6 protein-coding genes are annotated in these 5,881 nt (G+C 69.1%); 4 read left to right on the top strand and 2 right to left on the bottom strand.

The features are described from left to right. A partial coding sequence (locus BGN97_RS05200) for an MFS transporter (protein ID WP_363331405.1) occupies positions 1-652 on the bottom strand: 652 nt, incomplete at its 3' end. Positions 653-712: 60 nt separating this feature from the next. Here BGN97_RS05200 and prfB point away from each other — a divergent pair. From prfB to smpB, 4 genes are read left to right on the top strand one after another with little or no spacing between them, the layout of a single operon-like run. Further along, the gene (gene prfB, locus BGN97_RS05195) at positions 713-1,822 is read left to right on the top strand and encodes a peptide chain release factor 2 (protein WP_292698616.1); all 1,110 of its coding nucleotides are present in this window, start codon (positions 713-715) and stop codon (positions 1,820-1,822) included. Positions 1,823-1,879: 57 nt separating this feature from the next. Then, on the top strand, positions 1,880-2,887 hold the full coding sequence (gene ftsE / locus BGN97_RS05190) for a cell division ATP-binding protein FtsE (protein WP_292698614.1): 1,008 nt from the start codon (positions 1,880-1,882) through the stop codon (positions 2,885-2,887). Then, complete coding sequence (ftsX, locus tag BGN97_RS05185; protein WP_292698612.1) at positions 2,884-3,798, top strand: permease-like cell division protein FtsX; 915 nt, start codon at positions 2,884-2,886, stop codon at positions 3,796-3,798. Before ftsE ends, ftsX begins: the two co-directional genes overlap by 4 nt. Before the next feature lie 43 nt (positions 3,799-3,841). Further along, positions 3,842-4,318 (top strand): SsrA-binding protein SmpB, encoded by a 477-nt coding sequence (smpB, locus tag BGN97_RS05180; RefSeq protein WP_292698611.1) that lies wholly within the window; start codon positions 3,842-3,844, stop codon positions 4,316-4,318. A gap of 23 nt (positions 4,319-4,341) precedes the next feature. Here the strand turns inward: smpB and BGN97_RS05175 are convergent, their stop codons facing one another. Then, positions 4,342-5,874: a fatty acyl-CoA synthetase gene (locus BGN97_RS05175; RefSeq protein ID WP_363331406.1), complete on the bottom strand. Its 1,533-nt coding sequence runs from the start codon at positions 5,872-5,874 to the stop codon at positions 4,342-4,344. Positions 5,875-5,881 lie beyond the last annotated feature (7 nt).

Raw genomic sequence — 5,881 nt, 5'->3', positions numbered from 1 at the left:
CCGGGATCGAGCCCGTGACGACCTCGCCGGTGTCCTCGGCGATCGCGGCGCCCGTGGGCTTCAGCAGCGCGGGCATCGTGCGCTCCGGATCGGGGCCGAACAGCACCAGCACCACCAGCACGGCCACGCAGCCCAGCAGGAACCACACCGTGGAGTGCTCGGTGCGCGTGAGCTGGATCAGACCCGCCGCCACGAACGGCCCCACGAACACGCCGAACCGGAAGCATCCGCCCAGCAGCGACAGCATCCTGGCGCGGAACCGGATCGGCACCCGCGTGGTCATGAACGCATGCCGTGCCAGTCCGAACGACGCCGCGCAGAAGCCGAGCAGGAACACCGCGGCGGTCAGCCAGCCCAGTGAGGGCGCCCAGAGCATCCCGACTCCGGCGGCGATCGCTGCCACACCGGCGTAGACCATGGTGAGCCGCTCGCCGATCTTCGTCACCAGCCAGCCCGCCGGAAGATTGCCGCACAGCTGCCCGACCACGAGCATCGCGGCCACCAGGGCCGCGAGCGGAACATCGGCGCCGAGCTCGGTGGCGAACACCGGGATCAGCGGGATCACGGCCCCCTCACCGAGCGCGAACAGCACCGTGGGGATGTAGACCATGGGTCCGAACTGCCTGATGATGCTGCCCGCGCTGTCACTCACCCCTTCACGCTAGCCCGCGCGGCGCGGAATGATGGGCGCGGCGCGATAGGCTGGGGTGCCATGTTCGAACTCGATCTCTCCGCCGACATCCAGGCCCTGCGACACACCTTCGGCGACATCCGCGAGGTCGTCGACGTCGATTCCCTCAACGCCGACATCGCGCGGCTCAGCGAGGAGGCCGGCGCGCCCGACCTCTGGGACGACCCCGAGAAGGCGCAGAAGGTCACCAGCGCCCTCAGCCACAAGCAGGCCGACCTCAAGCGCGTCACCGAGGTCGAGCGCCGCCTCGACGATCTCGACGTGCTGGTCGAGCTCGCCAACGAGATGCAGGACGAGGACTCCGCCGAGGAGGCCCGCAAGGAGCTCGCCGCGCTGACCGAGACGATCAACCAGCTCGAGGTGCAGACCCTGCTCGACGGCGAGTACGACGACCGCAACGCGATCATCACGATCCGCTCGGGCGCCGGCGGCGACGACGCCACCGACTTCGCCGAGATGCTCATGCGCATGTACCTGCGCTGGGCCGAGCAGCACGGATACCCCGTCAAGGTGATGGACACCTCCTACGCCGAGGGCGCCGGCATCAAGTCGACGACCTTCGAGGTCACCGCCCCCTACGCCTTCGGCACCCTGTCGGTCGAGGCCGGCACGCACCGCCTGGCCCGCATCAGCCCGTTCGGCTCCGCCGACAAGCGCCAGACCTCGTTCGCCGCGGTCGAGGTCATCCCGCTGATGGAGGAGGCCACCGAAGTCGACATCCCCGAGGGCGACATCCGCGTCGACGTCTTCCGCTCCTCCGGCCCCGGCGGCCAGTCCGTCAACACCACCGACTCCGCCGTGCGCATCACGCACCTCCCCACCGGCATCGTCGTCTCGATGCAGAACGAGAAGTCGCAGATCCAGAACCGCGCCGCGGCCATGCGCGTGCTGCAGACCCGCCTGCTGCTGCTGCAGAAGGAGGAGGAAGCGGCGAAGAAGAAGGAGCTCGCGGGCAACATCACCGCCAGCTGGGGCGACCAGATGCGCTCCTACTTCCTCTACGGCCAGCAGCTGGTCAAGGACCTGCGCACCGGCCACGAGTCGGGCAACCCGGCCAGCGTGTTCGACGGAGACCTCGACGACTTCATCTCGGCGGGCATCCGCTGGCGCAAGCGCAAGGAAGAGGACTGAGCGCAGGCGAGTGTCGCTGAACCGACCACGGCGGGCCGCGCTTAGGCTCGAAAGGCCATGATCCGGTTCGAGAACGTCACCAAGCGCTATCGCGGCACCAAACGCCCCGCCCTCTCCGATGTCGACTTCAATGTCGAGGCCGGCGAGTTCGTGTTCCTCGTCGGCGCCTCCGGCTCCGGCAAGTCGAGCTGCCTGCGACTCATCCTCCGCGAGGACGTGCCCACCACGGGCCGCGTCGCCGTGCTCGGGCGCGATCTGCGCTCGCTCGCCAATCGCAAGGTCCCCTACTTCCGTCGCCACATCGGCTCGGTGTTCCAGGACTTCCGGCTGCTGCCGTCGAAGACCGTCTACCAGAACGTCGCGTTCTCGCTGCAGGTGATCGGCACCTCGCGCGGCTTCATCCAGCAGGCCGTGCCCGAGGCGCTCGCGCTGGTCGGGCTGGACGGCAAGGCCAAGCGGATGCCGCACGAGCTCTCCGGCGGTGAGCAGCAGCGCGTGGCGATCGCGCGCGCGATCGTGAACCGTCCCAAGGTGCTGCTCGCCGACGAGCCGACCGGAAACCTGGACCCTGCGACCTCCGTCGACATCATGCAGCTGCTGGCGCGCATCAACGCCGGCGGCACGACCGTGCTGATGGCCACCCACGAGGCCGCGTTCGTCGACCAGATGCAGCGTCGCGTGATCGAGCTCAAGGAGGGCGTCATGGTGCGCGACGAGCTCGGCGGCGGCTACGGCGACACCTCGAGCATCCCTCGCCTGCGGCCCGAGTCGATCCCCGGCGCTGCCGCGGCGGCCGCGCTCACCGCCGTGCAGGAGGTGCAGCGGCAGGCCGTCGCGACGCCCGTCATCACCCCGGATGTCGCGGCCACGCGCGCGCCCGAGACGCCCGCCACCGAGCGGGAGGACGTCGTGCCGCCCGCTCCGCCGGAGGAGAAGCCGGATGCCGCGGCGACCCCGCGCACGAATCCGATCATCATCCCCGACGTGAAGGTCGACGAACTGGGGGTCGCCGATCGCCTCGGCCTCTCGGACGGCGGCGACGAGGAAGTGGGTCCGACCTCATGAACTTCGGACTCATCGTCGGCGAGGCCCTGCTCGGCCTGCGCCGCAACCTCTCCATGGTCATCTCGGTGGTGCTCGTCACCTTCGTGTCGCTCACGTTCGTCGGCGCCGCCATCCTCATGCAGACGCAGATCAGCACGATGCGCGCGTACTGGGGCGAGAAGGCCGAGGTGACGGTCTACATGTGCTCGCCCCTGTCGACCTCGTCGACGTGCGTCGGCGGCGAGGCCACCCAGGAGCAGATCGACAAGGTCAAGCAGGCCCTGGAGGGCGACGCGCTCGCCCCGCTGATCAGCTCGGTGCGCTTCCAGTCCAAGGAGGACGCGTACGACGACATCGTCGCGCAGCTCGGCGAGGAGCAGGCCAGCGTCATCGGCGTGCAGAACACCTCGGTGGACTTCCGCGTCACGATGAAGGATCCTCAGCAGTCCGAGGTGATCACGGAGGCGTTCTCGGGCGAGGCCGGCGTCGACGCGGTCAAGGACCAGCGCAAGCTGCTGGACCCGCTCTTCTCGGCCCTCACGGTCGCGACGTACATCGCCGTGGGCGTGGCCGTGCTCATGCTCATCGCGGCCGTGCTGCTCATCGCCACCACCATCCGGCTGTCGGCCTATGCCAGGCGCAAGGAGATCGGGATCATGCGCCTGGTCGGCGCGTCCAACGGATCCATCCAGACGCCGTTCGTGCTGGAGGGTGTCTTCGCCGCATTCCTCGGCTCGGTCTTCGCCAGCGCGGCCGTGCTCGCAGGCGTCCACTTCGGCGTGGAGGGCTATCTCGCCGACCGCGTGCCCTTCATGCGTCCCCTGGTCGGCATGGAGCAGGCCGCGTTCGTCGTCCCGGTGCTGATCGGGATCGGCATCCTGCTGTCGGCGCTGTCCGCCGGCTTCGCGATCCGTCGCTGGCTGCGCACCTGACCCGGTATATGCTGGTGGGCTGTCCCATCGTCAGGAGAAGAACATGCCCAGGGAACGCGGTGAGAAGGTCGTCGCGACCAACCGTCGCGCACGTCACGACTACAGCCTCGAGAAGTCGTACGAAGCGGGCCTCGTGCTCACCGGCACCGAGGTCAAGTCGCTGCGTCAGGGGCGCGCGAACCTCAGCGACGGCTACGCGTACATCAAGGGCGGCGAGGCGTTCCTCGACGCCGTGCACATCCCGGAGTACTCCCAGGGGCACTGGACCAACCACTCGGCCAAGCGCATTCGCAAGCTGCTGCTGCACCGCGACGAGATCCACAAGCTCGAGCACGCCGTCTCGGCCGGCGGCTACACGCTGATCCCGCTCCGGCTGTACTTCTCGGACGGCCGGGCCAAGGTCGAGATCGCTCTCGCGAAGGGCAAGCGCGAGTACGACAAGCGCCAGACCCTGCGCGAGCGCCAGGACACCCGCGAGGCCGAGCGCGCCATGCGCACCCGCAACCGCATGGGGGAGTGACCCCAAGGTCGTCTATCCCCGGGCTACGCGTCGCGCAGCTCCCGCTTGAGGATCTTCCCGCTCTGGTTGCGGGGGAGCGCGTCGATGAACCGCACCGCCTTCGGAACCTTGAACGAGGCGACCCGATCCTTCACATGCGCGATGAGCTCATCCTCCGCGACCGCGGCAGCCGGCTTGAGCACCACGCATGCGACGATCGCCTCGATCCACCGCTCGTCGGGGACCCCGATCACCGCGACCTCGGCCACCGCGGGGTGCGTGTAGATCGCATCCTCCACCTCGCGGGACGCGACCATGATCCCGCCGGTGTTGATCGCGTCCTTGATGCGGTCGACCACCGTCAGGTACCCGGCCTCGTCACGGACCACGAGGTCACCGGAGTGGAACCAGCCGTCGCGGAACGCCTCCGCGGTCTCCTCGGGCTTGTCCCAGTAGCCCAGCGCCAGCTGCGGTGAGCGGTACAGCACCTCGCCGGGAACGCCGTCCGGCACGTCCTGCCCGTTCTCGTCGACGACGCGGGTCTCGACGAACAGGATGGCGCGGCCCGCCGACGCGGGCCGCTCCTCGTGCTCCTCCGGGCGCAGCACGGTCGCCAGCGGGCCGATCTCGGACTGTCCGAAGCAGTTGTAGAAGCCCAGTGCCGGATACCGCTCGCGCAGGCGGTTCAGCACGGTGACCGGCATGATCGACGCACCGTACTGCGCCTTGGTGAGTGAGGAGAGATCCGCAGCGTCCAGATCGGGGTGATTCGCGAGCGGAACCCACACGGTCGGAGCCAGGAACAGCGACCCGATCCTCTCCTCGGATACGGTGCGGAGGATCCGGGGGATGTCGGGCGCGGGGAGCAGCCGCACGGTCGCGCCGATGGCGAGATAGGGGAGCATGAACACGTGCATGGCCGCCGAGTGGTACAGCGGCATGCAGATCAGCGGCGCGTCGTCGGGTGTGAAGTCCAGCGCGACGATCACCGCCGAGTACTCGGCGACGAGAGCCGAGTGCGTCAGCATCGCTCCCTTCGGCTGCGATGTGGTGCCGGATGTGTAGAGCAGCTGCACCAGGCTCTCGCCGTCCACGTCCGCGGGGAGCTCCACGGCATCGCCGGCACTCGCACGCGCGAGGAAGGAGTCCTCCTCGTCGCGCAGAGCGACGACGATCTCGACATCCGTGTCGGCGCGGACGGCGTCGAAGTGCTCGCGCAGCTGCGGGTCGACCAGCGCCGCTCTCGCTCCGGACTGGGCGATCAGATAGGCGAGTTCGCCCCCGTGCAGCGCGTAGTTGACCGGGACGTGCACCAGCCCCGCGCGCGCGATGGCGAGGAACGCGATGACATAGGCATCCGAGTTCGTGCCGTAGGTGACCACGCGCTCGCCGGCGGCGAGGCCGCGGTCGCGCAGGCCCGCGGCGGCCCGTGTGACCGCGTCGTCGAGATCGCGATAGGTCCACTCCCGTGCTTCGAAGCGGAGGGCGATCGTGCCGGGAGTGCGGGAGGCGGTGCGTCGCAGGACGCCGTCGACCGTGTTGGTTCGCCAGGGCTGCGGGGTGGACATCGTCGTCATGAGTTTC

The sequence above is a fragment of the Microbacterium sp. 69-10 genome (genome assembly GCF_001897945.1).
GTDB lineage: Bacteria > Actinomycetota > Actinomycetes > Actinomycetales > Microbacteriaceae > Microbacterium.
This window is presented reverse-complemented; position numbering and strand designations above follow the sequence as displayed.

Bases quoted from the DNA above. Each gene is read 5' to 3' on its own strand.
- smpB (WP_292698611.1), top strand. From the start codon at position 3,842: ATGCCCAGGGAACGCGGTGAGAAGGTCGTCGCGACCAACCGTCGCGCA.
- ftsE (WP_292698614.1), top strand. From the start codon at position 1,880: ATGATCCGGTTCGAGAACGTCACCAAGCGCTATCGCGGCACCAAACGC.
- prfB (WP_292698616.1), top strand. From the start codon at position 713: ATGTTCGAACTCGATCTCTCCGCCGACATCCAGGCCCTGCGACACACC.
- ftsX (WP_292698612.1), top strand. From the start codon at position 2,884: ATGAACTTCGGACTCATCGTCGGCGAGGCCCTGCTCGGCCTGCGCCGC.
- BGN97_RS05175 (WP_363331406.1), bottom strand. From the start codon at position 5,874: ATGACGACGATGTCCACCCCGCAGCCCTGGCGAACCAACACGGTCGAC.